Here is a 24,513-nt window from a genome sequence, read left to right on the forward strand (position 1 = left end):
AGAGGGCACAGCCGCGGAAAGAGACCAGGGGTCGGTGACCGCGGAGGCGGCCGTGGCGGTTCCGGCTCTGGTGGTGTTCGTCATGGCCCTCGTCTGGGCGCTGATGGCCGCGTCCGCGCAGATCCAGTGCGGGGACGCGGCACGGGCCGGGGCCCGGGCGGCGGCCAGGTCCGAGCCGCGTGCGGCGGCGGTCGCCGCCGCACGGTCCGCGGCGCCGTCCGGAGCGCGGGTGACTCTGGCCAGGGCAGGCGACCTGTGGCGGGTACGGGTGGAAGCGGATGCCCCCGGCCCAGGTGGGCTGGGGCTCACCTTGAGTGCGGAGGCGGCGGCCCTGGCCGAGGACACGGTGGGCGCGGAGGCGGCCTCGGCCGAGCGCGCCGGTGGTCCGGACGACGCCGTGTCGGGGGGTGCGGCAGCGGGCCGGTCCGGCGGGGCCGAGGTGAGTGTCGTGCGGGCCTCGGCTCGCTCGGGAGTCGCTGTGCCGGCCGGCGTGGCGGTGGCGCCATGAACCGGGACCGGGGCTCGGCCACCGTCTGGGTGGCCTCCGCCACCACGGTGCTGTGCGTGGTCTTCGCGGTCGTGCTGGCGATGGGCCAGGCGGTCGTGGCACGTCATCGCGCGGGCGCGGCTGCCGACTTGGCGGCCCTCGCGGCGGCCGACCATGCCCTGAGCGGCCGGGACGCGGCATGTGCCAAGGCTGCCGAGGTGGCCCGGGCGCAGGCTGCGGAGATCTCCCGCTGCGTGGTGACAGGAGAGATCGCCGATGTGATCGCACGCTCCCGCTTCGGGCCGTACGCGCCCGAGGTCAGGTCGAGGGCGGGGCCGCACGACCCGGCTCAGGCCCCTCCGCAGGTGCGGCTGACGGGTCCTGCTCGTCCGGCGTCTGCGCAGGGGCGCCCCGGAGCAGTTCCGTGAGCAGACGGACCGCACCACGCTTGTGCAGCGGGTCGTTGCCGTTGCCGCACTTGGGCGACTGAATGCACGAGGGACAGCCCGCCTCGCACTCGCAGGACGCGATGGCCTCACGGGTTGCGGTCAGCCAGTCACGGGCCGTGTGGAAGGCACGCTCGGCGAAGCCCGCGCCGCCGGGGTGCCCGTCGTACACGAAGACCGTCGGGAGCAGCGTGTCGGGATGGAGCGGGACGGACACACCGCCGATGTCCCAGCGATCGCAAGTGGCGAACAGAGGCAGCATGCCGATCGAGGCGTGCTCGGCGGCGTGGAGGGCCCCGCCGAGCTGTTCCGGTCCGACCCGTGCGGCGTCGAGCTGGTCCTCCGTGACCGTCCACCACACAGCCCGGGTGCGCAGAGTGCGCGGCGGGAGGTCGAGTTTCGACTCGCCGAGCACTTCTCCCGTGACGACCCTGCGGCGGAGGAAGGAGACGACCTGGTTGGTGACTTCGACGGAGCCGTAGCACAAACGCCCGTCGCCCCAGGGGATGTCGATGTCGGTGTCGAGAACGGAGATGGCGGTGGTGTCGCGAGCGGTGGTCGAGTACGGCGGGTTGGCCTCCTCGACCAGGGCGACGGAGTCCTCCAGGTCGAGCTGCTTGACCAGGTAGGTACGGCCCTGGTGCAGATGGACGGCACCGTCGTGGACGGCTGTGTGGGCGGCGGCCTCGTCGACCGTGCCGAGCAGGCGGCCGCTGGCGGCCTCGACGATCTGGACGGGCCGTCCGCCCCCGCCCCGGATGTCGGTGAGATCGCAGGCCCGCTCACGCCGTGTCCAGTGCCAGCCGGAGGCCCGCCGACGCAGCAGCCTGGCGCTCTCCAGCTGGGGCATCAGGTCCGCGCAGGCGGGACCGAAGAGCTCCAGATCGGCTTCGGTGAGCGGGAGTTCGGCAGCGGCCGCGCACAGGTGGGGAGCGAGGACATACGGATTGTCGGGGTCCAGGACGGTGGACTCCACCGGTCGTCGGAACAGCGCCTCGGGGTGGTGGACGAGGTAAGTGTCCAGCGGGTCGTCGCGGGCGACGAGGACGGCGAGGGCGCCCTGGCCGGAGCGTCCCGCACGGCCGGCCTGCTGCCACAGGGATGCGCGGGTCCCCGGGTAGCCGGCGATCACGACCGCGTCGAGTCCGGAAACGTCGACGCCGAGTTCGAGGGCGGTGGTGGCGGCGAGGCCGAGGAGTTCACCGGAGTGCAGGGCGCGTTCCAGGGCGCGGCGTTCCTCGGGGAGGTAGCCGCCGCGATAGGCGGCGACGCGCCGCGGCAGCGAGCGGTCCACCTCGGCGAGGCGCTCCTTGGCGATCACGGAGATCAGCTCGGCCCCGCGGCGGGATCGTACGAAGGCGACGCTGCGCACCCCCTGCACGGTCAGATCGGTCAGGAGGTCGGCGGTCTCGGCGGTCGCGGTGCGGCGCACCGGGGCGCCCCTCTCGCCGTGGAGCTCGGTGAGCGGCGGCTCCCAGAGGGCGAAGACGAGCTCGCCACGTGGTGAGGCGTCGTCGGCGACCTCCTTCACGGGCAGGCCGGTGAGGCGGCCTGCGGCCACGGCCGGGGCCGCGGCGGTGGCGGAGGCCAGGAGGAAAACGGGGTTCGCGCCGTACCGGGCGCACAGGCGGCGGAGGCGGCGCAGCACCTGGGCGACATGGGAGCCGAAGACGCCCCGGTAGGTGTGGCACTCGTCGATCACGACGTAGCGCAGGGAGCGCAGGAAGGAGGACCAGCGGGCGTGGGACGGGAGTATCCCGCGGTGCAGCATGTCGGGGTTGGTGAGCACGTAGGTGGCGTACTGCCTCACCCACTCGCGTTCCTCAACGGGCGTGTCCCCGTCGTAGACGGCCGGCCGGATGCGGTTGCCCAGGGGAGCGGCGAGCTCCTTGACGGCGCGGAGCTGGTCGGCGGCGAGGGCCTTGGTGGGGGCCAGGTACAGGGCGGTGGTGCCCCGGCCGTTCGGGGAATCGGCGCCGTCGAGGAGGGTGCTGAGGACGGGGGCGAGGTAGGCCAGCGACTTGCCCGAGGCGGTGCCCGTCGCGATGACCACGGATTCGCCGTCCAGGGCGTGCTCGGCGGCGGCCGCCTGGTGGGCCCACGGGTGGTCGATGCCCGCCTCCTGCACCGCGCTGATCACTTCCGTGCGAATGCGGTCGGGCCAGAATGCATGCCTGCCCGGTCGCGGGGGCAAGTGCTCCGTATGAGTGATGCGCGCAGCCCGGTTCGCCCCCGTGGCGAGCCGGTCGAGAACCGCACCGGGGGAGGGTCGGGTTTCCCCGCTCTCGGGAGGTCGTCTGGGACGGTGATTCTTGGCCATCGGCACCGAGTGTGTCACTGGCGAGACGGACAATGGTCCCAAGGCGTCGTGCATGGCTGCTGGTAAGTGATTGAATGCCATCGCGGCTGGCGACCGTCCTCCGGCTCCGTCGGGGAGACCTGAGGGGGCGGCCGCTCGATAGCAAGGTGCTGGAGGATCCGTGGACCTGTCCCTGTCGACTCGCAATGTGTCCGGCCCTGGTGGCGACCGTACGGTCGTCGAGGTCGGTGGCGAGATTGATGTGTATACCGCGCCCAAGCTGCGCGAGCAGTTGGTCGAGTTGGTGAACGACGGCAGCTACCACCTGGTTGTCGACATGGAGGGCGTGGATTTTCTCGACTCCACCGGCCTCGGCGTGCTCGTCGGCGGCCTGAAGCGCGTGCGCGCTCACGAGGGCTCGCTGCGCCTGGTCTGCAACCAGGAGCGCATTCTCAAGATCTTCCGGATCACGGGTCTGACCAAGGTGTTCCCTATCCACACCTCGGTCGACGAAGCCGTCGCGGCGACCGACTGACGGTCGGCCGGAGACCGCCGGAAGTAGTGAGGGGCACCGGGCATCCAGCCCGGGCCCCTGAGAGTCACGCTCGTACGTCCGAGGGGGATCTGCATGGCCACCGTTGAGCTCCGCTTCAGCGCCCAGCCCGAGCACGTCAGGACAGCCCGGCTGGTCGCCGCTGCCGTCGCGCGCAGGGCCGGGGTCGACGAGGCGGTGCTGGACGAGGTCCGCCTCGCGGTCGGCGAGGCCTGCAGCCGAGCGGTCGGGCTGCACCGCAGCCATGGCCTCACGGCGCCCGTGAGGGTCCTGCTGTCCGAGGAGGAGAAGACCTTCTCGATCGAGGTCGGTGACGAGGTCCCCGGCTCGGGCGGCGGTGCGGCCGCGGGCGGGCGCGCCGCGGACGAGGCCGCGGCCGACGCCGATGAGGAGGACGAGATGGGGCTCGCGGTGATCAGCGGCCTCGTCGACGACATGGAGGTCTCGTCGTCCGAGGGCGGCGGCGTGATCCGGATGAGCTGGCCCGCGGCGCCGGTCGCCGCGGCCCCTGACCGAGCGGCACCCTGACCCGTCGGGCCCGGCCTCCGCCGCGGGGGCCCGCCTGCGCGGGCTCGCCCGCCCCGGGCTCTGACAGCCGCTCCAGAAGGTCCGCTCGGCCCTGTCGGCCCACCCACCCCGTCGGCCCCGTATGGCCCCCTTCCAGGCACCCACTGGGTCTGCCGGCACCCATCCAGTTGTGCCCAGCCCCCGTCTGTCAGCGCGTCCGTGGCGCTCCGCCCTGGCCGCCGCCTCGGCGCCGGACTTCGCGGATCCCTCGGGGCCCAGGCCTGTCGTGACCCGATCGGCCCAGTGCGTGCCGACCAAAAACGACGAACCAGCCTGGCGGCCGGAGAGTGTCGTGGTGGACCGGACAGATGTGGCGGCCGGCCCGCTGCGCGGGCTTGACGAACCTCCAGGTGATCGATCTTTCGGTTTCTCCGGTTCATCTCATATGAAGATGCCCTGCTGAGCAGGGCATCTTTCACATTTCTAGATCGTTGATCAACGGTCAATGCCTTTGCCCCATTACTTCTTTCGGGGGCCTTTTTGGGGCGCGATCATTTGCTGGGTAGCGAGCGAAGGTCAATTGCATTTGCCGCGCCCTGTTTTGATCAGGTTCCGGTACCTACAATCCGTCCACATCTTGAGCTCTGAACGTCAAGGAGGACGAATGGCGGGGCTCGTCAAACCACAAATGACCGATCATCCCACTTCTTACGCAGCCGCGGTACTCACGGACGACAACCGGATGATCGTGGTGGTCATCGCAGCCGTCGCGCTCGCGGCCCTGGTCGTCGCCCAGCTGCTCGTGCGCCAGGTCCTCGCCGCCGGCGAGGGCACCGATTCCATGAAGAAGATCGCGGCAGCCATTCAGGAAGGCGCGAATGCCTATCTCGCGCGGCAGCTGCGCACCCTCGGCGTGTTCGCCGTGGTGGTGTTCTTCCTTCTCATGCTTCTTCCGGCCGACGACTGGTCGCAGCGTGCAGGGCGCTCGGTGTTCTTCCTGGTGGGCGCGATCTTCTCGGCGGCCACCGGATACATCGGCATGCGCCTCGCCGTGCGCGCCAATGTCCGGGTGGCGGCGGCCGCACGGGAAGCGACCCCGCAGGAAGGAGAGCCGGAAAAGGATCTGACGGCCGTCGCGCACAAGGCCATGAAGATCGCGTTTCGTACGGGCGGTGTGGTCGGCATGTTCACGGTCGGCCTCGGCCTGCTCGGCGCGTCCTGCGTCGTGCTCGTCTACGCGGCCGACGCGCCCAAGGTGCTCGAAGGCTTCGGCCTGGGAGCCGCTCTCATCGCCATGTTCATGCGTGTCGGCGGTGGAATCTTCACCAAGGCGGCCGACGTCGGCGCCGACCTTGTCGGCAAGGTCGAGCAGGGCATCCCCGAGGACGACCCGCGTAACGCAGCGACCATCGCCGACAACGTGGGCGACAACGTCGGCGACTGCGCCGGCATGGCGGCCGACCTCTTCGAGTCGTACGCCGTCACGCTCGTGGCGGCCCTCATCCTCGGCTCGGCGGCCTTCGGTGACGCCGGACTCGCCTTCCCGCTGATTGTCCCGGCGATCGGCGTGGTCACCGCGGTGATCGGCATCTTCGCGGTCGCCCCGCGGCGCGCCGACCGCAGCGGGATGACCGCCATCAACCGCGGGTTCTTCATCTCCGCGCTGATCTCGATCATCCTGGTGGCCGTCGCGGTGTTCGTGTACCTGCCGTCCTCGTACGCCGAGTTGGACGGTGTCGGCGACGCCGCGGTCCGGGCACACGACGGCGACCCGCGTGTTCTCGCACTTGTCGCCGTCGCCATCGGCATCGTCCTGGCGGCCCTGATCCAGCAACTGACGGGCTACTTCACCGAGACCACCCGGCGTCCCGTCCGGGACATCGGCAAGTCGTCGCTCACCGGGCCCGCGACCGTGGTCCTGGCGGGCATCTCTATCGGCCTCGAATCGGCTGTCTACACCGCCTTGTTGATCGGCCTCGGTGTGTACGGGGCGTTCCTGCTCGGTGGCACGTCGATCATGCTCGCCCTGTTCGCGGTGGCGCTGGCCGGCACCGGCCTGCTCACCACGGTCGGCGTCATCGTCGCGATGGACACCTTCGGGCCGGTCTCCGACAACGCCCAAGGCATCGCGGAGATGTCCGGCGACGTCAGGGGCGCGGGCGCGCAGGTCCTCACCGACCTGGACGCCGTCGGCAACACGACCAAGGCCATCACCAAGGGCATCGCCATCGCCACGGCCGTGCTCGCCGCCGCCGCGCTCTTCGGCTCCTACCGCGACGCCATCTCGACCGCGGCCAGGGACGTCGGCGAGAGGCTCGGTGACGGTGCCCCGATGAACCTGGTCATGGACATCTCCCAGCCCAACAACCTGGTGGGTCTGGTCCTGGGGGCCGCGGTCGTCTTCCTCTTCTCCGGACTGGCGATCAACGCGGTGTCCCGCTCGGCGGGCGCCGTGGTCTACGAGGTGCGGCGGCAGTTCCGCGAGCACCCGGGGATCATGGACTACTCGGAGAAGCCGGAGTACGGCCGCGTCGTGGACATCTGCACCAAGGACGCGCTCCGGGAGCTGGCGACTCCGGGTCTGCTCGCCGTGATGACACCGATCGCCGTCGGCTTCTCGCTCGGCGTCGGCGCGCTCGGGGCGTTCCTGGCCGGCGCGATCGGCACCGGCACGCTCATGGCCGTCTTCCTCGCCAACTCCGGTGGTGCCTGGGACAACGCCAAGAAGCTCGTCGAGGACGGTCATCACGGCGGCAAGGGCAGTGAGGCACATGCCGCGACGGTGATCGGTGACACGGTCGGCGACCCGTTCAAGGACACGGCCGGTCCGGCGATCAACCCGCTGCTGAAGGTGATGAACCTGGTGGCGCTGCTGATCGCGCCGGCGGTCGTCCAGTTCAGCTACGGGGACGACTCCAATGCCGGCGTCCGCGCGGTGGTGGCCGTGATCGCCATGCTGGTCATCGTGGGTGCCGTGTACATCTCCAAGAGGCGCGGCATCGCCGTGGGCGACGATGAGGAGGGCACGGCCGAACGCAGCGCCAAGTCGCCCGATCCGGCGGTGGTTTCCTGACAGTTGCTCAATGCACGGGCGGGCGGCGCGTACTGACGCGGCGCCCGCCCGTTCGCGCGTGCGGGTGAGTCATGTCTCCCTTGGTGCAAATGGCTTCATAGGTGATGAATCGGACGCACGACACGCGTTTGTCGCCCACTTGGCGTGTATGTTCCGGGGCCGAGAGAGCCTTGGAAGGGACCAATCCGGTGAACAAGAAGCTTGCGGCCGCAGTGTCCGGCGGTGCGGTACTGGTACTGGCGCTGTCGGGATGCGGGGACGACGGCGAAGAGAAGGCGAACGCCTGGGCCAAGAAGGTCTGTGACCAGGCACAGCCGCAGATCCAGAAGAGGGCGAACGCCCAGCAGGCCATCATCTCGACGGCCGCTGACGGCAAGCCCGCCGACATCCAGGCAGCCGACTCCAAGGCGTTCGCGGACATCGCCGCCGCGGACAAGGCACTTGCCAAGGCCGTCAGGGACGCCGGCGTACCGCCGGTGGACAACGGCGAGAAGCTCCGTACGGACGCGGTGAACGAACTCGAGGCCACCGCCACGGAGTACCTGGCGCTCAAGAAGAAGGTCGACGACCTCAACCCCAAGGACCAGCAGAAGTTCGCCGACGGCCTGCAGGAGGTGGCGGACGGCCTGAAGAAGATCGAGCGCATGGATCAGGCCGCGCTGGCCAAGCTGCAATCGGGTGAGTTGGGCAAGGCCATGGCGAAGCAGCCGGGCTGCCAGAAGGCCAAGACGTCGAGCCCCGCGTCGGGTGCGTCCGCGTCCCCGAGCAAGGCGTGACCACCAGCGCCTCGGCGCACGGCAACGCGGCTGTCTGAGGCGCCACTCGGCCGGCGTGTGGGACAAGTCGGGCTCCGGCGGCCCGCGTCGCGACCATGTCGTCAGGCCCGGCCGGCCATGCCGCCGCCGCCCGGCCCGCATGTGCACCCCGGGTCGGGCGGGGCGGCGATTGTCAGTGGCGGCCGCCACAATGGGTTCGTGAGTACGACCAGTCTTCCCGCGCCCGATCACGCTCCCCGGCTTCGCGACGCCTTCCTCGCCGCCGGGTTCACCGCCGATGGTCTTCTCGACCTGCTCGGAGCCCCTGCGTACGCGGCGCTCGCGCGCAGCGAGACCGTGCCCGCCCTGCGCGCCACCCGCGGGGACACCGCGCTGGAGACGCTCGTGCGGCTGTTCCTTCTGCAGCGGCCCCTGGCGTACGGGCGGGCTCGTGCCGCGCTGCCGATAGAGGAGTGTCTGGCGGACGACTGGGTGCTGCGCGACGGGGACGAGGTCCGGGCCACCGTGGACGTCCGGCCGTACGGGGGGCCGCAGGGACAGGACTGGTTCATCGTGTCCGACCTGGGCTGCGCCGTCGGCGGCGCGGGCGGGGCGGGGGGACAGGGCGAGGGAGTCGTCCTCGGCGTCGGCGGCGCCTCCACCACGCTCGCCGGCATCACCGTGCGGATGCCCGTGGACTCCGCGCTCGACGTGGGCACGGGATCCGGCATCCAGGCGCTGCACGCCGCGCAGCACGCGACGCGGGTCACGGCCACGGACCTCAATCCGCGCGCCCTGCACTTCACACGCCTCACTCTCGGCCTGTCCGGCGCACAGGAGGCCGATCTGCGGGAGGGCTCGCTGTTCGAGCCGGTCGCCTCGGACACGTTCGACCTGATCGTGTCCAACCCGCCCTTCGTCATCTCCCCCGGTGCCAGGCTGACCTACCGGGACGGCGGGATGGGCGGGGACGATCTGTGCCGCTCGCTCGTCCAGCAGGCGGGCGACAGGCTGAACGAGGGCGGCTTCGCCCAGTTCCTCGCCAACTGGCAGCACGTGGAGGGGGAGGACTGGCAGGAGCGGCTGCGCTCGTGGGTGCCGCGCGGCTGCGACGCCTGGATCATCCAGCGCGAGGTGCAGGACATCACGCAGTACGCGGAGCTGTGGCTGCGCGACAGCGGCGACCATCGCAGCGATCCCGCGCGGTACGCGGCACGGTACGACGCCTGGCTGGACGAGTTCGAGGCGCGCAGGACCAAGGCGGTCGGCTTCGGATGGATCACGCTGCGCAGGTCCGGTGCGGACCGGCCTTCGATCGTGACGGAGGAGTGGCCGCACCCCGTCGAGCAGCCGCTCGGCGATGCCGTGCGCGCGCATTTCGACCGGCAGGACTACCTGCGCACGCACGACGACGCGGCGCTTCTCTCCGACCGGTTCCGGCTGGCGCCGGAGGTGGTGCAGGAGCAGGTCGGGCTGCCGGGTGCCGAGGACCCGGAGCACGTGGTCCTGCGCCAGAACCGGGGCATGCGGCGGGCGACCAAGGTGGACACCGTGGGCGCGGGGTTCGCGGGGGTGTGCGACGGGACGCTGAGCGCCGGACGGATCCTGGACGCCATCGCCCAGCTGATCGACGAGGACCCGGTGCTGCTGCGTGACCGCACGCCGCAGGCGCTGCGACTCCTGGTGGAGGAGGGCTTCCTCGAACCGGCCGATTCGACCGATCCGACCGATCCCGCCACGACGGCCGATCCGATCGGCCCGACCAGTCCGGGCAGTCCTGGCAATCCGGGCAGGACGGCCTAGGGACCCGCACGGGACAACACGGGACCGCACGGTTCACGCCGCTCGGCGCGGGAAAACCGGCCAATGTTCGGTCAGCGGCTCCCGCCCGGAACGGGCCCGCTCCGGCACCGGCCCGAGCCCGCCGCCAGAAGGCGCGCCCCGCCACCACAAAGAAGGGAGGAGAAGGGGAGCGGCCTCCTCCGAAAAAAGTTGCCGACGCGACCGCGTGGGTGAACCCACACGCCGTTCACCCGGAATTCGCGCGGCCGACGCCCGCGGGTGGCAGCCTCGGCATCCGACATCCATGGCGCCAGGGAAGGACCGGGTACGGGCATGGAGAGCGGGCCAGCGATCTTCGCCGGGACGGCATTCGCGCTGTTCGGAGCCGGGCTGCTGCTGTGGACGGGGACACGGCTCGCATACCGTGCACCCGTCGCGCACGGAGTGAGCCCCGCCACGGCCACCGCCTTCGGGATCCTCTTCGGTGCGGCCTTCCTCGCGCTCGGGGTGTGGTGCTTCGCACGCGTCTGAAGCAGCGCACAGGCGAAGACGTGCCGGTCCGGGCGGCAGAAAAGGCTGGAGTCGGGTTACCGTTCGAGTGGCCGTTGCGGTCTTTTGCCGTTTGACACGGGGGCGGGTTGTACCGTCACACTCCGCAGCGACAGCAGCGCCACAGCAGTGCCGTAACGCTTGCAGTACCGCGTACCGCACCGCCGTGAGCGCCCATCGAATGTCGACCGGAGAGAAGAGCGAAGTTGTCCCCGACCAGCGAGACCGCACACGGCGGCCGCCGACTCGTGATCGTCGAGTCGCCTGCCAAGGCGAAGACGATCAAGGGCTATCTCGGCCCCGGCTATGTCGTCGAGGCGAGCGTCGGGCACATCCGCGACCTGCCGAACGGCGCCGCCGAGGTGCCGGAGAAGTACACCGGCGAGGTGCGCCGGCTCGGCGTCGACGTCGAGCACGACTTCCAGCCGATCTACGTCGTGAACGCCGACAAGAAGGCCCAGGTCAGGAAGCTCAAGGAGCAGCTCGCCGAGTCCGACGAGCTCTTCCTCGCCACCGATGAGGACCGCGAGGGCGAGGCCATCGCGTGGCACCTGCTCGAGGTCCTCAAGCCCAAGGTCCCCGTCCACCGCATGGTGTTCCACGAGATCACCAAGGACGCGATCCGCGACGCCGTCGCCAACCCGCGCGAGCTCAACAAGCGCATGGTCGACGCCCAGGAGACCCGGCGCATCCTCGACCGCCTCTACGGCTACGAGGTCTCGCCGGTCCTGTGGAAGAAGGTCATGCCGCGGCTGTCCGCCGGACGTGTGCAGTCCGTCGCGACCCGGCTCGTCGTAGAGAGGGAGCGCGAGCGCATCGCGTTCCGCTCCGCCGAGTACTGGGACCTGACCGGCACCTTCGCCACCGGCCGCGCCGGGGACACCTCCGACCCCTCGACCTTGACGGCCCGCCTCAACACGGTGAACGGGCAGCGCGTCGCGCAGGGCCGCGACTTCGGTCCGGACGGCCGGCTCAAGAGCGACCAGGTGCTGCACCTCGACGAGGCGAACGCCCGCGCCCTGGCCGCGGCCCTCCAGGACGCGTCCTTCGCGGTGCGCTCCGTCGAGTCCAAGCCCTACCGCCGCTCGCCGTACGCGCCGTTCCGCACGACCACGCTGCAGCAGGAGGCCTCGCGCAAGCTCGGCTTCGGGGCCAAGGCGACGATGCAGGTCGCGCAGAAGCTGTACGAGAACGGCTTCATCACCTACATGCGTACGGACTCCACCACGCTGTCCGACACCGCCGTCGCGGCGGCCCGGGCCCAGGTGACGCAGCTGTACGGCGGCGACTACCTGCCCGACAAGCCCCGCACCTACGCCGGCAAGGTCAAGAACGCGCAGGAGGCGCACGAGGCGATCCGGCCTTCGGGTGACCGCTTCCGCACTCCCGCGGAGACCGGACTGACCGGCGACCAGTTCAGGCTCTACGAGCTGATCTGGAAGCGGACCGTCGCTTCCCAGATGAAGGACGCCGTCGGAAACAGCGTCACGGTGAAGATCGGCGGCCGGGCATCCGACGGCCGTGACGCCGAGTTCACCGCGTCCGGCAAGACGATCACCTTCCACGGCTTCATGAAGGCATACGTGGAAGGTGCCGACGACCCGAACGCCGAGCTGGACGACCGCGAGCGGCGCCTCCCGCAGGTCACGGAGGGCGACGCCCTGTCAGCCGAGGAGATCTCGGTCGACGGCCACGCCACCAAGCCGCCGGCCCGCTACACCGAGGCGTCGCTGGTCAAGGAGCTGGAAGAGCGCGAGATCGGCCGCCCGTCGACGTACGCCTCGATCATCGGCACGATCCTGGACCGCGGCTACGTCTTCAAGAAGGGCACGGCGCTCGTGCCGTCGTTCCTCTCCTTCGCCGTGGTCAACCTGCTGGAGAAGCACTTCGGCCGGCTCGTCGACTACGACTTCACCGCCAGGATGGAGGACGACCTCGACCGCATCGCGCGGGGCGAGGCGCAGGCCGTGCCGTGGCTGAAGCGCTTCTACTTCGGCGAGGGCGACGCGGCGGGCGCCGCGTCCGAGGCGGGCAACGGCGACGGCGACCACCTGGGCGGCCTCAAGGAGCTGGTGACCGACCTGGGCGCGATCGACGCCCGCGAGATCTCCAGTTTCCCCGTCGGTAACGGCATCGTCCTGCGCGTGGGACGCTACGGTCCGTACGTCGAGCGCGGCGAGAAGGAGGCGGAGGGCCACCAGCGCGCCGACGTCCCCGAGGACCTCGCTCCCGACGAGCTGACCGTGGAGCACGCGGAAGAGCTGCTCGCCAAGCCGAGCGGTGACTTCGAGCTGGGCACCGACCCGGCGACCGGACACCAGATCATCGCCAAGGACGGCCGCTACGGCCCGTACGTCACCGAGGTGCTGCCCGAGGGCACGCCGAAGACCGGTAAGAACGCGGTCAAGCCGCGTACGGCGTCGCTGTTCAAGTCCATGTCGCTGGACACGGTCACGCTCGAGGACGCGCTGAGGCTGATGTCGCTGCCCCGCGTGGTCGGCACCGACGCCGAAGGCGTCGAGATCACCGCGCAGAACGGCCGGTACGGCCCGTATCTGAAGAAGGGCACCGACTCGCGCTCGCTGGAGAACGAGCAGCAGCTGTTCAGCATCACGCTGGAGGAGGCCCTCGCGATCTACGCGCAGCCCAAGCAGCGCGGTCGGGCCGCGGCCAAGCCGCCGCTGAAGGAGCTGGGCACGGACCCGGTCAGCGAGCGCCCGGTCGTCGTCAAGGACGGCCGCTTCGGCCCCTACGTCACTGACGGCGAGACGAACGCGACGCTGCGCACCGGCGACAGCGTCGAGGACATCACGCCGGAGCGCGGGTACGAGCTGCTCGCGGAGAAGCGCGCCAAGGGGCCCGCCAAGAAGAAGACGGCGGCCAAGAAGGCGCCCGCGAAGAAGACCGCGGCCAAGAAGACGGCGGCGAAGAAGACCACCGCCGCGAAGAAGACCACGGCCGCGAAGAAGACGACGACGGCGGCGAAGACGACGGCCGCCGCCAAGAAGGCCCCGGCGAAGAAGACCGCCACGAAGAGGGCCGCGGCGTCGGCCAACGCGTCGGCGGCTACGGGCGAGGAGTAGGGAGCCGAGAGGCTCCGGGCGAGGAGCCGGGGAAACCGAGACGGCGGCCGGGAGGCACTTCCGGCCGCCGCGTACCCGGCCCCGGCTGCCAGCCTTCTGGCCGTCATGTGCCGATCCTGGTCCCCGGCCGCGATGTACCGGTCCCCCCAGGTCCCCGGCATCCTTGCCGCCATGTGCCGATCCGGGTCCCCGGCCACTGCGCCTCCGTCCCGTCTCCGCACGAGAACCTTCACACTCGTGTGACAAAACGCCAGTGTGTTCGCACACCCCTCCGGGGAGCGACCCGCTCCGGATAGGCTGGGCGGATGACGCGAGCCGAGCAGCCAGCCGAGCAGCAGGCGGTCATGAGTACCGCTGCAGAGACTGCTTCCGACGCATCTGATTCCGACGCCCTCGCCGCGGACTCGCGGGAGCGCGCCGTGCGCGCCCTCCTGCGTCACGCACCGCTGAGGCGGCTGTGGAACGCACAGGTGGTCGGCGGAGTCGGGGATGCCCTGGGCGTTCTCGTCCTGATGCTGCTGGCCTTGCAGGCGGCCGTCGACTCCGGCACCTTCGGGTCCGGCTACCGCGGGGCGGCCTTCGCCGTCGCCGCTGTGCTCGGCGCGCGGGTGCTGGCCACTCTTCTCTTCGGGGCCGTACTGCTCGGCCCCATGACCTCGCTCACCGCGCCGAGCGGGCCGCTGGACCGGCGCTGGACCATGATCAGCGCGGACGGCGTGCGGGTCGCGCTGCTGGTGGTCGCCCCCCTGTGGATCGACTGGACGCCCGACAACGCCCTCGCGATCCTCCTGATCAGCGTCTTCGTGACCGGTGTCGCGGAACGTTTCTGGACCGTGGCCCGCGACGGCGCAGCTCCCGCGCTACTGCCCGCGCCACCGCCGGAGGGGGCTGCGGTACGGCCGCTGCCCGATCACCTCGACGCGCTGCGCAGGCTGTGGCTCCGCACCGGTTTCGCGGTCATCCCCGCCGCGGCCGCCGCTCTTCTCGTCGCCACACTGGTCGGCAACCTGCTCGGCTCGGGCATCGAGTGGTTCACGGCGCATCAGGCGGCTCTCCCCACGTACCTGGCGGCCGGTCTGTTCGCCGCGTCCGTGTCGACGCTGTACTTCGTGGAGCTGCCCGGCGCGCAGACGCCCCGGCCGCGATCGCCGCTGGAGGGCCTGCGCCGCCCATCGGGCGGGAGCGGCGGCAACGGTGTGGACAAGGGGCGCACGGGCGGCATCCCGCTCTTCGTCATCTCCTGCGCCGCCGTCACCGGAGCGATCGCGTCCGCGACGGCCGTCGCCGTGCTCCACGCCATCGACCTCGGCGGCGGGCCGGTCGCGTTCGCGCTGCTCGTCCTCGCCCTGATCGGTGGCACCGGGGTCGGGATCCGCACGGCCGGATCCGTACTGCCCTCGCTGTCGCGGCGCCGGCTGCTCGCCCTCGCGCTCACCGTGACCGGCGTGGCGCTGCTCGCCATGGGGCTGGTGCCGGACACGTCCACCGTGCTGTTCATCGCGGCGCTCGCAGGCTTCGCGGCAGGTGTGGCCGCCAACACCGGCCACGCCCTGATCGACCAGGAGACCGAGGACTTCCGCCGGCCCCGTATCACCGCACACCTCCAGGCGGTCGTCCGCGTCGCCACCGGGCTCGCCGCGATCGCGGCCCCGCTGCTCGCGGCGGCGATCGGTCCGCACCGGCTCGCGAGCGGCGACTTCGTCTTCGCGCACGGCGGGGCCGCGTTCACGTTGATGCTCGTCGGCGCACTGCTGCTGCCCGTCGCCGCGGTCGTGCTGGCCAAGACGGACGACCGTTCCGGTGTCCCGCTGCGCCGCGATCTGCGCGACGCGCTGCGCGGTGGCGCGGACCCGGCGCAGGTGCCCGCGGCGAACGGATTCTTCATCGCCATCGAGGGCGGCGACGGAGCGGGCAAGTCCACCCAGGTCGAGGCGCTCGCCGAGTGGATCCGCGCCAAGGGCCATGAGGTCGTCGTCACCCGTGAACCCGGTGCCACCCCGGTCGGCAAGCGGCTGCGCTCCATCCTGCTGGACGTGTCGAGCGCCGGACTGTCCAACCGGGCCGAGGCCCTGCTGTACGCCGCCGACCGCGCGGAGCACGTCGACTCGGTCGTCCGCCCCGCCCTGGAACGCGGCGCCGTCGTCATCTCCGACCGCTACATCGACTCCTCCGTGGCCTACCAGGGCGCGGGCCGCGACCTTTCGCCGACGGAGATCGCGCGCATCTCGCGCTGGGCGACTGACGGACTCGTACCGAATCTGACCGTGCTGCTCGACGTCTCGCCCGAGGCCGCGCGCGAACGTTTCACCGAGGCGCCGGACCGGCTGGAGTCCGAGCCCGCGGAGTTCCATCAGCGCGTACGCGCCGGGTTCCTGACCCTGGCGGCGGCCGACCCCGGCAGGTACCTCGTCGTCGACGCGGGCCAGGAGCCCGAGTCGGTCACCACCGTCGTACGCCACCGGCTCGACCAGCTGCTGCCCCTCTCCGACGCCGAGATCAAGGCCCGTGAGGAGGCCCGCCGCAAGGCCGAGGAGGAGGCGCGTCGCAAGGCCGAGGAGGAGGCCGCGCGGAAGGCGGAGGAGGAGCGCCTGGAGCGTGAGCGCCAGGAGCAGCTCGCGAGGCTCCGTGCCGAGGAGGAGGAGCGCAAGCGACGCGAAGAGGAGGAGGCGCGGCAGCGCGAGGCCGAGCGCCAGGCCGAGGAGGCCAGGCAGCGCGCCGAGGAGGCACGCCGGCGGGCGGATGAGGAACGCCGCCGCCGCGAGGCCGAGGAGAAGGCGCGCCAGGAGGAACAGGAACGCCTTCGCCGACAGGCCGCGGAGGAGGCCCGGCTGCGGGCCGAGGCCGAGGCGCGCCGGCTGGAGAAGCAGCGCAAGGCGGAAGAAGCGCTGATGAAGGCGGAGCAGGCGCGGCGGGCCGCGGAGGCGGCCGCTGCCGCGGCGGCAGCGGCGTCCGCGCAGTCGGCCAGCGAGGTCACCGTGCCGACGCCGGTCGTGAGGCCGGACGAGGCGCCGTCGGCCGGTCCCGACGAGATCACGCAGGAGGTCCCGATGCCGGGCGCGGCAGCGGGGGATGACGAGACGACGCTGCTGCGGAAGGTCCCCGACGAGGCGGAGACCTCCGTGCTGCCTGCTGTGGAGGATCCGCGGGCCCAGGCGGAGACCTCCGTGCGCCCGGGCGTGGAGGATCCGCGGGCGGCCGACGAGACGGCGGTGCTGCCGCCGGTGCGGGACGATCGCCGGGACGCCGACCCCGCGGACCGGGTGCCGCCGGGCTTCTTCCGTGACGAGCACCCCGAGCACCGGGCCGGGCCGGAGGAGGCCAACGAGCGGACCCGGGAACTGCCTCAGGTCGACCCGGCCCCTTCGGCCGACCCGCAGGCAGGCCGTCGGCGCCACCGCCCGGAGTGGGCGGAGGAGACGCCGCTGGACGACCTGCCGACGCTGGCGGACGAACTGCTGGGCCCGCACGAGGACGAGGTCGACCGGCGCGGCCGCTCACGCTGACGCGGCTCGCGGGGCGCGGCTCGCGCTGACGCTGGCGAATGGGGCGGGTGTCCCGGGAGCCGGCCCGTCGGGGCAGCAGAGGGGGCGGCCCCGACGGGAGCGTGACGGGACCCGGCCGTACGGCGCGGGCCCCTCGCCGGGACCGTTGGGACGTCGGAACTGTCGGGGGCTTCGGGACGTCGGGCCGCTGGGACGTCGGGAGGGCGTTGCGACCGGGTGTCCGACCCCTCGCTGGACCCGGGTGTCAGAGGGCTGGACCACAATGGAGGCGCACAGGACACTCCACGGCGCGAAGGGGCGGTGACGGCGCATGGCCGTATGGGACGACATGGTTGGCCAGGAGCGCGTCCGGACACAGCTCTGCGCCGCAGCGGGGGACGCCGACGCCCTGGTCACCGCCCACGTCCAGGGCACACCCGCCCCCGCCGCCTCGAAGATGACGCATGCGTGGCTGTTCACCGGACCGCCCGGGTCCGGGCGGGCCACCGCCGCCCGTGCCTTCGCCGCCGCCCTGCAGTGCACCAGCCCCGACCGGGCCCTCGGCGGCGCCCCCGGCTGCGGTTTCTGCGACGGCTGCCACACCACGCTCGTCGGGACCCACGCCGACGTCGACGTGATCCGTACGGACCTGCTCTCCATCGGCGTCAAGGAGACCCGCGAACTGGTACGCCGCGCGCAGCTCTCTCCGGCCGGCGGCCGCTGGCAAGTCATCATCATGGAGGACGCCGACCGCCTCACCGAGGGCGCGGGGAACGTCCTGCTGAAGGCCGTCGAGGAGCCGGCCCCCCGCACCGTGTGGATGCTGTGCGCACCCTCCCTGGAGGACGTGCTCCCCACCATCCGCTCCCGCTGCCGCCACCTCACGCTCCGTACGCCCCCGGTCGCGGCGGTCGCCGACGTGCTGATCCGGCGCGACGGCATCGAGCCGGAGGTCGCCGCGGCCGCCGCGCGTGCCACCCAGGGCCACATCGGTCGCGCCCGCAGGCTGGCCACGGACGAGCGCGCCCGCGCCCGGCGTGCGACCGTCCTCAAGCTGCCTCTGCGGGTCGAGGACATCGGCGGCTGCCTCAAGGCCGCGCAGGAGCTGGTCGACGCGGCGGCGGAAGACGCCAAGCAGGTCGCCGAGGAGACCGACGTCAAGGAGACGGAGGATCTGAAGGCCGCGCTCGGCGCGTCCGCGGGCGGTCGTATGCCGCGTGGGACGGCGGGTGCGATGAAGGAGCTCGAGGACAAGCAGAAGCGCCGCAAGACGCGTGCCCAGCGCGACAGCCTCGACCTCGCGCTCTCCGACCTGACAGGCTTCTACCGCGATGTGCTCGCGCTTCAGCTGGGCTCGCAGGTCCAGCTCGCCAACGAGGACGTGCGCGACTCGCTCGACCGCATCGCCCGTGGATCGACGCCCGAGGGCACGCTGCGCCGGATAGAGGCGGTCGTCGCCTGCCGCGAGGCGCTGGAGAGCAATGTGGCGCCGCTGCTTGCGGTGGAGGCGATGACGATGGCGCTGCGCGCGGGCTGACCGCGGCTGTTGCCGGGCCGGCGGATCCCCCGGTTGACCGGATCACCCGTACGAGGACGGACGGGCACCGGCGGCCTGCTGCCATTACGCTCCGGGGATGGACACCAGGCGCCTGCTCCGTACTTTTGCCCTCCCCCTGGCCACGGTCGGCCTGCTCGTCTCGGGCTGCAGCGGCGATGGCGGCGGTTCGTCGCCCGGCTCCACGGCGTCCGGCCGGGCTGCCCCCTCCGCCGACCTCGAGCGCTATTACGCGCAGAAGCCGGCCTGGCGCTCGTGCGGTGTCCCCGGCTTCCAGTGCGCCACCGTGAAGGCCCCGCTGGACTACGCGGACCCGGAGGGCGAGTCCATCGACCTCGCGGTCGCCCGCAAGAAGGCAACGGGCCCGGGCAAGCGCCTCGGCTCCCTCCTGGTCAACCCGGGCGGCCCCGGCGGCTCGGCCATCGGCTACCTCCAGAGCTACGCGGGCATCGGTTACCCGGCACCGGTCCGGGCACGGTACGACATGGTCGCCGTCGACCCGCGCGGTGTCGCCCGCAGCGAACCGGTCGAGTGCCTCACCGGCTCCGAGATGGACAAGTACACACAGACCGACCAGACCCCGGACGACTCCGGTGAGAGGGCGAAGCTCGCGGCGGCCTACAAGGACTTCGCCGCAGGGTGCGAGAAGCGCTCGGGCAAGGTCCTGCCGCATGTCTCGACCGTCGAGGCGGCGCAGGACATGGACATCGTCCGCGCGGTGCTGGGTGACGCCAAGCTGAACTACGTCGGGGCCTCGTACGGCACCTTCCTCGGCGCGACGTACGCCGAGCTGTTCCCCGACAGGACCGGCCGGCTCGTCCTCGACGGCGCCATGGACCCGGCGCTGCCCGCACGTGCGATGAACCGCGACCAGACGGCCGGGTTCGAGACGGCCTTCCAGTCCTTCGCCGCGGACTGCATCAAGCAGGCCGGCTGCCCGCTGGGCCGTACGTCGGTAGCGGACGCGTCCGAGCGCCTGAAGGCCCTGTTCAAGAAGCTGGACGCCACGCCCGCGCCGACCGGCGATAGCCGCGAGCTCACCGAGTCGCTGGCCACGACGGGCGTGATCGCGGCGATGTACGACGAGGGCGCGTGGCCGCAGCTGCGCGGGGCGCTGGCCGCGGCCCAGGAGGGGGAGGGCGCCTCGCTGCTGGCGATGGCCGACATGTACTACGAGCGCGAGGCGGACGGCTCGTACTCGAATCTGATGTACGCCAACGCCGCTGTGAACTGCCTCGACCTCCCGGCGCCCTTCGGCGCCCCCGAGGCCGTGGAGTCGGCCGTCCCGGACTTCGAGAAGGCGTCGCCGGTCTTCGGCGAGGGCTTCGCCTGGGCCTCGCTGAACTGCGGCTACTGGCCCGAGAAGGCCACCGGCAAGCCCCACCGCATCGAGGCGAAGGGCGCGGCCCCGATCGTGGTGGTCGGCACGACCCGCGACCCGGCCACCCCGTACAAGTGGGCCCGCAGCCTCGCCGACCAGCTGTCCTCGGGCAGGCTGCTGACCTACGACGGCGACGGCCACACGGCGTACGGCCGGGGCAGCGACTGCATCGACACGGCGATCAACACCTACCTCCTCCAGGGCACACCCCCGGCGGACGGCAAGCGCTGCTGAACTGCGGACGGGCGCTGGACGGGGCACGGGGAAGGTGGTTCGGGGCACTCCGCAGAACCCTGTAGACTTGGCGCCGCTGCTGATGAGAGCGTGTCCCCGCGGGGACGGGTGTCTCGTCCCGTAGCGCGCCGCCTTAGCTCAGTTGGCCAGAGCAACGCACTCGTAATGCGTAGGTCTCGGGTTCGAATCCCGAAGGCGGCTCCATTCAAGACCAGGTCAGATGCTTTCTGACCTGGTCTTTTGTGCTGTTCCTCTGATGGTTGGTCATTTCCTGAGCTGGTGATCCGTGAAGGGGAGCGCAAGGGGTGCGCATCGGAGTTTGCTGGCTCGTGCCTGTGACCTGGAATTTTGTGTGTTCGGACGATTCTGCTGCTGAATTCCCTTGGTGATCGGCGTGTCGGTGAGTGGGATGGGTGGTCAAGGGCGGGTGCAGCGGGGCCCGTGCGCCCGATTCCGGGTGCGAGCAGCCACCATGCGATGCTTCCCTTCCTTGGCTGCCGGCGTCCTGCTCTCTGGGTTGGCGTGGGTGCGGAGATCACAGCTTGTGTCGGGTGCCTACACGTTTTCGCCGGGCAGTCGGACAGGGGCCCCGAGGCGTCTCTGGGTGGATGCGTGAGGGGTTCAATTCCGGGTTCAGGCGGTTGGCGCGTGCCGGCGGCGGAGTGCTCCAACCGGCCATGTTGAGGGAACGTCTCGTGGTCGGCACCCCTCGATGCCGACCACGAGGCCACGGTGATCACGAGGTGGCGACGGCGACTTCGTCGGTGGACGTGTCGCCGCTCGCGCCATCCGTGACGGTGGCGGGGGAGACATACTGTGTCCGGTTCCTGAGGAGGAGGGCGACGAGGCCGCCGAGTACGGCGACGGCTCCCTCGAGCACCCCGACGAGCCGCAGTCTGTCGACGATGTCGTTCAGCGTGGGCCCGGGTACCGCCCCATAGCCGATGCCGTGGCTGGCGACCGCGACAAGGGCGGCGAGCCCGACGGCGCCACCGATCTGCTGGGAGATGGAGAGGGGGCTGAGGTGACGCCCGTTCCAGGGGTGAAGACACCCATCCCGGCCGCCGCGAAGATGAGGGTGAAGCCGACACCGCCATCGAAGCACCACAGGACGATGCCGGGTGTCAGGGCTCAGAACGAACCGTCCACGGACATCGCCAGGGCGACGGCGGCCACGCCCAGGCCGTTGACGAGCAGCGCCACGGTCGTCACGGCGCGGATGCCGCACCTGTCGAGCAGGCCGCCCGAGATCCGCCCGGCCGCTTGGCGCGGCCGCCCTCAGGAGGCCCACCGTCCACCGAGGTCATGCCTAGGTCCCATGAGTGGCCAGAGCCTCCGGCATCAACAACACCGTCCGACAGTTCGGTTCTATCCTTGGCACGGCCGCCACCACAGCCGCCCTTATGGCCCTCGGAGTCACTCCCAAGGCCGGACATCCACCCGGCCTTGGCACTCGCCGTCGACCTGGGGGCCTGAACACCACTCGGGGACTGGCCCCGTCCATCACCGTTCACCTGGTGACCGAGTGGCCTGCCGTGAAGACGTGTTGGATCCGGCGGAGGGCGCCCAACTCGTTCAAAGGGTTTCCGTCGATGACGACGAGGTCGGCGCGCATTCCGGGAGCCAGCACGCCGGTATCGGACAGTCCGAGTGCGTGGGCGGGGTTGACGGTGGCCATGTCGAGGATCTCGGTACTTTCGAAGCCGAGCGAGGCGAAGAACTCGAGCATGCCGACGTAGTCGCCGAACCGCGCCCCTGGCACACCGGCGTCTGTGCCGGCGATGAACCGGACACCGGCCTCGCGCATCTCCTGAATGAGTTCGACCATCGCCTTGGCGCGTTCGGGCCCCATCTGTTCGAGGAACAGCTGCCAGTCCCCGGAGACACAGCGGCAGACGGAGATGCCGTTGTCGACGATGCGGCGGGTGATCGCTGGGTCGTAGACGATGCCCTCTGCGGTGCGCCAGGAACAGTGTTCAATCGTTCGGACGCCGGCGGCCACACAATGACCGATGGTCTCGGTGCCGTGAGCGTGAGCGGCCACTCCCAGGCCATGGCGGGCCGCTTCCTCGACGATCAGTTCCAGTTGGCGGGGGGTGAACTGTGCCTCCCACATACGTGGACCATTCGGGGTGAGCGCGCCGCCCGAGGCCATCACTTTGATCACGTCGGCACCGGCTGCCGCGTTGCGGGCGATCTGCTTCCGGATGTCGTCGTCCGTGGTCACTTCACCGCCGAGAAAACCGCAATGACCACCGTGCGAGGTCAATGGTGCGGTCGCTGCGACGATACGGGGCCCGACCATGTCCCCGGAGTCGATGGAGGAACGCAACGCCACAGTGAGCCCAGCACGGTCACCGAGATCCCGCACGGTCGTCACCCCCGCGGCCAGCAGCTGCTGGGCACGCTCCGCCATGGCGGTGGCGAGCTCGCCCGGGTCGGCGTTCGCCACCGCGCTGATCAGGTCCGGACCCGCATCGAAGGCGAGGTGGACATGACAGTCCATCATTCCGGGCATCACTGTCGCTCCCGGACACCGCAACCTGGGCACTTGCGTATCCACCGACGCGTCCAATTCGGCGGCGGTACCGACAGCGGCGATGACGCCGGATTCGACGAGCACGGCGCCGTCGACGGTCACCTGATCCGCGGGACCGGCGATGACACGATCCGCGGTGATCAGTACCTTGTTCACGATTTCCTCTCGCGTAAGGCGTGGGATATTGCGATGAGTTCGCGGGCGTCGGCGCTCAGGTCGTTGCCGGCCGGTGACGCGATGCGAGCGGCGGAGAGCTCGGCGAGTGGGGCCTCGCTCGCCGACTTCAGTGCCAGGGCCTCGGTGATGTGCCGAGCGAGGCGGTCGGCCGGGCCATGGGCGAGATCGGTGTCGGGCGCGACACGCGTCAGATAGGGGCTCAGGCGCACCAGTCCGTCGCGGCACTCAATGAGCCGACGATAGAACAGTTGTTCGCAGGTGTGGCGCGGGTGGAGACGGCGCCACCTGGAACCGGACGGTTTCAGGTTCAGGACGAGTTCCGGGTAGGCGGTGGTGAGGGCAGCCCACAGGGGAGTGAGCTCCTGGTGCATGCGGCGGTGGTGCACGATCGACCGCAGGCGGGTGATCAGCTGCACACCGGCCGAGTAGCAGATTCCGATGAGGGCGAGTCCCATGGCCCAGTTCGAGATGGACCAGTTCACCGTGTTGAACGTCTCGTGCGACCGGGGTTCGTTGATACGCAGAACCACCAGGATCGTTCGGTTGACCGAGGTGATCGCCAATCCGAGGAGCCCCAGGGCCATGGTCCGCAAGCCGAGTCCGAGGTGCCGGGACGCTCTGCGCGCGTAGCGCAGAGCCCAGAGCGCGGAGGTCGGATAGGCGTAGATGAAGTAGGCGTTGCCGATGACGTAGAACGAGGCGATGGCCGGCTCCGCCATGTACGGGGTGCCCAATGAGTGACCACGCATCGTCGCAGGTGTGGCGATCATGGAGATCGTCAGGGCGATGAGGACACCGGCGAGGAGGCCGGCGTTGATCTGCAGGCGCCGGCGATATGCGTCATGCGTGTCGCGTACAGAGGAGGCGAAGAACAGGATGAGGGCGAACAGGCCGGATGCGTAGGTGCCGTTGAACGCGACCTTGCCGACACCGACAGCCGTGGCCGCATCGATCGCGCCGTTGACCTCGGGAAGGCTGAGGACTTCTCCCCCCAGCAGCATGAGCAGCGCCGCGACAAGGAAGCGCAGTCCCCTGTGGTGCGGGGCGCGTACGAGGTCAATGCCCTTCCACAGCACCCCGATGCTCAGCAGCGTGATCAGAGGCACTTGGAACATCAGTACCACCCCCAGCGGGGGTTCAGTGCGGAACGCAGCGGATCGAGAGCCGGGTCCTCGGGCGTACGGGGAGTGACGTAGTCGATGACGACTGCCCACTCCTGGATGATCGTCGCCACCAGTTCGGCCTCGCGCTCGTAGTCCTCGGTGTAGCAGGTGCGACGAAAGCCTCGTGCGGTCAGGTTGTGCGGGAAGCTCGGGTCGAGATCGGGCAGGTCCTCACTTATGTCCCCGTCGTCCTGATGATCGGCAAGGATATGGCCCACCTCGTGCAGGATGATGTGATCCTGGTGAACGCGGGTGGTCTCCTCCTGATAGAAGATCACATCCTCGTTCGGCCGGGACATCCAGAGCCCGAAGGGGCCGGGGACTTGAAGCGCCCAGGGAATGAGCCGGATGGGTTTGTTCCGATGTTCACCGAGCCTGCGGCATAACTCGTCGACATGCAGGGGAGGTTGAAAATCTAACTTCCGCAGCAGATGTCTGCAGCGGCGAC

The 24,513-nt window shown here is 70.6% G+C and carries 17 protein-coding genes and 1 tRNA gene; 13 read left to right on the forward strand and 5 right to left on the reverse strand.

The features are described from left to right. The first annotated feature begins 34 nt into the window (after positions 1 to 34). Positions 35 to 508 (forward strand): TadE family type IV pilus minor pilin, encoded by a 474-nt coding sequence (locus ACH5AF_RS27840; protein ID WP_398905289.1) that lies wholly within the window; start codon positions 35 to 37, stop codon positions 506 to 508. After that, positions 505 to 915: an Rv3654c family TadE-like protein gene (locus ACH5AF_RS27845; protein ID WP_398905290.1), complete on the forward strand. Its 411-nt coding sequence runs from the start codon at positions 505 to 507 to the stop codon at positions 913 to 915. Before ACH5AF_RS27840 ends, ACH5AF_RS27845 begins: the two co-directional genes overlap by 4 nt. On the opposite strand, the gene ACH5AF_RS27850 is transcribed toward ACH5AF_RS27845, so the two are convergent. Then, a complete protein-coding gene (locus ACH5AF_RS27850) occupies positions 806 to 3,334 on the reverse strand; it encodes a DEAD/DEAH box helicase (protein ID WP_398905291.1) in 2,529 nt (842 codons plus the stop codon). The genes ACH5AF_RS27845 and ACH5AF_RS27850 overlap by 110 nt on opposite strands. Before the next feature lie 79 nt (positions 3,335 to 3,413). On the opposite strand from ACH5AF_RS27850, the gene bldG reads away from it, so the two are divergent. From bldG to ACH5AF_RS27905, 11 genes are all read left to right on the forward strand, one after another. After that, positions 3,414 to 3,767, forward strand: coding sequence for an anti-sigma factor antagonist BldG (gene bldG / locus ACH5AF_RS27855; protein WP_093799810.1), 354 nt, complete (start codon positions 3,414 to 3,416; stop codon positions 3,765 to 3,767). A gap of 93 nt (positions 3,768 to 3,860) precedes the next feature. Continuing rightward, positions 3,861 to 4,313: an ATP-binding protein gene (locus ACH5AF_RS27860; protein WP_398905292.1), complete on the forward strand. Its 453-nt coding sequence runs from the start codon at positions 3,861 to 3,863 to the stop codon at positions 4,311 to 4,313. 643 nt (positions 4,314 to 4,956) lie between these two features. After that, positions 4,957 to 7,365, forward strand: a complete 2,409-nt coding sequence (locus ACH5AF_RS27865) for a sodium-translocating pyrophosphatase (RefSeq protein ID WP_398905293.1) — start codon at positions 4,957 to 4,959, stop codon at positions 7,363 to 7,365. A gap of 188 nt (positions 7,366 to 7,553) precedes the next feature. After that, positions 7,554 to 8,141 (forward strand): small secreted protein, encoded by a 588-nt coding sequence (locus ACH5AF_RS27870; protein ID WP_398905294.1) that lies wholly within the window; start codon positions 7,554 to 7,556, stop codon positions 8,139 to 8,141. 198 nt (positions 8,142 to 8,339) lie between these two features. Then, positions 8,340 to 9,923, forward strand: a complete 1,584-nt coding sequence (locus ACH5AF_RS27875) for a methyltransferase (RefSeq protein ID WP_398905296.1) — start codon at positions 8,340 to 8,342, stop codon at positions 9,921 to 9,923. A gap of 312 nt (positions 9,924 to 10,235) precedes the next feature. Further along, positions 10,236 to 10,433, forward strand: coding sequence for a hypothetical protein (locus tag ACH5AF_RS27880; RefSeq protein WP_398905297.1), 198 nt, complete (start codon positions 10,236 to 10,238; stop codon positions 10,431 to 10,433). Between the two features lie 224 nt (positions 10,434 to 10,657). Beyond that, positions 10,658 to 13,534 (forward strand): type I DNA topoisomerase, encoded by a 2,877-nt coding sequence (gene topA, locus ACH5AF_RS27885; protein WP_398905298.1) that lies wholly within the window; start codon positions 10,658 to 10,660, stop codon positions 13,532 to 13,534. Between the two features lie 305 nt (positions 13,535 to 13,839). Beyond that, positions 13,840 to 17,037 carry a dTMP kinase gene (gene tmk, locus ACH5AF_RS27890; RefSeq protein WP_398905300.1) on the forward strand — a complete coding sequence of 1,066 codons (3,198 nt, stop codon included), beginning with the start codon at positions 13,840 to 13,842 and terminating at the stop codon, positions 17,035 to 17,037. 310 nt (positions 17,038 to 17,347) lie between these two features. After that, on the forward strand, positions 17,348 to 18,553 hold the full coding sequence (locus ACH5AF_RS27895; protein WP_398905301.1) for a DNA polymerase III subunit delta': 1,206 nt from the start codon (positions 17,348 to 17,350) through the stop codon (positions 18,551 to 18,553). 97 nt (positions 18,554 to 18,650) lie between these two features. Further along, entirely contained in the window at positions 18,651 to 20,186 is a 1,536-nt protein-coding gene (locus tag ACH5AF_RS27900; protein ID WP_398905302.1) for an alpha/beta hydrolase, read from the forward strand. A 127-nt stretch (positions 20,187 to 20,313) separates the two neighbouring features. After that, positions 20,314 to 20,390: transfer RNA gene (locus ACH5AF_RS27905), tRNA-Thr, on the forward strand. Between the two features lie 532 nt (positions 20,391 to 20,922). On the opposite strand, the gene ACH5AF_RS27910 is transcribed toward ACH5AF_RS27905, so the two are convergent. From ACH5AF_RS27910 to ACH5AF_RS27925, 4 genes are all read right to left on the reverse strand, one after another. Continuing rightward, positions 20,923 to 21,291, reverse strand: coding sequence for a hypothetical protein (locus tag ACH5AF_RS27910; RefSeq protein WP_398905303.1), 369 nt, complete (start codon positions 21,289 to 21,291; stop codon positions 20,923 to 20,925). A gap of 405 nt (positions 21,292 to 21,696) precedes the next feature. Further along, the gene (locus tag ACH5AF_RS27915; protein WP_398905305.1) at positions 21,697 to 22,881 is read right to left on the reverse strand and encodes an amidohydrolase family protein; all 1,185 of its coding nucleotides are present in this window, start codon (positions 22,879 to 22,881) and stop codon (positions 21,697 to 21,699) included. After that, a complete protein-coding gene (locus tag ACH5AF_RS27920) occupies positions 22,878 to 24,017 on the reverse strand; it encodes an MAB_1171c family putative transporter (protein WP_398905307.1) in 1,140 nt (379 codons plus the stop codon). The genes ACH5AF_RS27915 and ACH5AF_RS27920 overlap by 4 nt, the downstream gene beginning before the upstream one ends. Continuing rightward, positions 24,017 to 24,343, reverse strand: coding sequence for a hypothetical protein (locus ACH5AF_RS27925; protein WP_398905309.1), 327 nt, complete (start codon positions 24,341 to 24,343; stop codon positions 24,017 to 24,019). Before ACH5AF_RS27925 ends, ACH5AF_RS27920 begins: the two co-directional genes overlap by 1 nt. Between the last annotated feature and the right edge of the window lie 170 nt (positions 24,344 to 24,513).

Source organism: Streptomyces sp. NPDC018833, assembly GCF_044390825.1.
Classification (GTDB): domain Bacteria; phylum Actinomycetota; class Actinomycetes; order Streptomycetales; family Streptomycetaceae; genus Streptomyces.